This window comes from Rothia sp. HMSC069C10 (genome assembly GCF_001812205.1).
In the GTDB taxonomy this organism is placed as follows: domain Bacteria; phylum Actinomycetota; class Actinomycetes; order Actinomycetales; family Micrococcaceae; genus Rothia; species Rothia mucilaginosa.
Genome location: NZ_KV808301.1, coordinates 1 through 1920 on the forward strand (window position 1 = coordinate 1; position 1920 = coordinate 1920).

At 51.7% G+C, this 1920-nt stretch carries 2 protein-coding genes; both read right to left on the minus strand.

Going from position 1 to position 1920, the window contains the following annotated elements:
• Positions 1-163: 163 nt before the first annotated feature.
• Entirely contained in the window at positions 164-838 is a 675-nt protein-coding gene (locus HMPREF2842_RS05075) for a DUF6318 family protein (RefSeq protein ID WP_049345147.1), read from the minus strand.
• A 297-nt stretch (positions 839-1135) separates the two neighbouring features.
• Entirely contained in the window at positions 1136-1609 is a 474-nt protein-coding gene (locus HMPREF2842_RS05080) for a DUF6318 family protein (RefSeq protein ID WP_070643119.1), read from the minus strand.
• Positions 1610-1920 lie beyond the last annotated feature (311 nt).

Below are 1920 nucleotides of genomic sequence, written 5' to 3' on the forward strand. Positions count from 1 at the left end.
CCTCCAACCACACTCAACTCTGAAGAGCCCTTAATATCCTTCTCGTAGGTATCCAGCATATAGGGCCATACATACTGCATGTCATTGCGCGGCGGGTCAAAAGAGTGGAAGCCATGGAAACGTATTCCTTATATCGGTGTGGTGTGTAAAAGGTGAATGCTGCTTAGACGTTGAATTCTTCGAAGTCTAGAATTGACCACTTTTGGCCGTCATGTTTCATTTTGACTTTGAGAGTATCGTTAGTTTTATCCTCGTTATCCCACGCAGTCCATTTACCGTCTGGTTCAACGTGGATTTCCTGATTCCAGTTACGATACATTTTCCAGAAATATGTTTCGCCGTCTTCGGACCAAGGCGACCCATCAGCTGTAAATTTTTCGATACCGTCGATAACCCATCCGCCGCGCCTGTATAGTTTTTCGACGCTTTCGTAGGCTTCTAATTCGGAGCTGAAATTAGGCGAGATGAATTCTCGTGCCTTTGCATAGTCACCAGTCTGGATACCGTAGTTTCCCCACTGGACCCATGCGTCAAATGTTTTACGTAGGCCTTCTAGAGACTTTTCGTTGTAGCCTTCTTCGGGGAGGCTGGGTTTCGGTACGTTCTGGGCTGGGCCGTATTTGTCGGCCTTTCGGTACTCTCCATCGGGTGCCTTGGATCCGCCCGAGTAGCCGCGAACAGTAGATGGAGTAGCGCTTGCCGAAGGTGCCTCAGATGCTGCAGCCGACGCGCTCGCCTCGTTGGTGGCTTGCTGGCCGCACGCTGCAAGCAGGGCCCCCAGGCCCACAAGAGCGCCGCTACCCAACAGTGCGCGGCGGTTCAAAATAACGGAAGTCATGGAAGTAAATTCCTTCTGTCGGTGTGGTGTGTGAATTGAAGAAAGAGACTATTGCTAGCTATCTATTTCCTCAATTGATTTACTTCCAGCAATCTTCCAATAGCCATCAGAGTAGGTGAAAAGGAAATAGAAAGTATCGTCACTAGTCTCAGTGTTAGCCTGCATTGTGAGGTGACCATTAGATTCAACGTACATAACGCTGCTCCAGAACCGACGATGCTTCATACGATACATTTTCTTTGCTTCGTCGTAGATAAGCGGGCCTTCTGGCTGGTAGCTATCCAGACCATCAACAGTCTATCCTCCGCGCTGGTAAAGACCCTGAATATACAGGTAGAACTCATATTCTTCTGCATCTTCCGTTACATATTTGAACGCGTAGGAGCAGTCACCGGTCTGGATCGCGTAGTTGTGCGCCACAACCCAGTCCTTCATCATACGGTAGAGGCCTTGTTCAGTCTCGGGGTACTGAGCCGGCTCATTACGAGGCTTGGGAACATTCTGCGCAGGGCCGTACTCATCGGCTTTACGGTACTCACCATCCGGGGCTTTGGAGTTACCTGAATACCCGCGAGTTACTCTCGGGGTGGCACTCACCGAAGGCGACTCAGAAATCGTAGCTGATGCAGTCTCACCCGGCGAGTTTACTGCAGTAGCTGGCACGCTCGCCTCATTAACAGCCTGTTGGCCGCACGCCGCAAGCAGGGCACCGATGCCCACAAATGCGCCGCTGCCCAGCAGTCCGCGGCGGGTCAAAATGGTGGAAGTCATGGAATTGTATTCCTCATATCGGTGTGGTGTGTGAAGAGGGGGGGGCTGGTTAGAAACCGGAAGACTAACCAGCCGAAGGGAAGGACCCCGATAGCTGAGAAGCCACATGCATTTCGAAAAGCCACGAAAGAAGTGGCTTCTCGGCGAACATGTGGCTTCTCAACGTAAGACCCACGGCGGGGGAACGGTCTTACATATCAGGCCAGTCGCGGTGCAGTGAATACTCTGTATCCCCGTCACCATTGTCATTTAGGTGCCAACGCTGACCGGTACGAATATCAGCCTTGCGCAGGCGCGGGTTCGGGTTATCC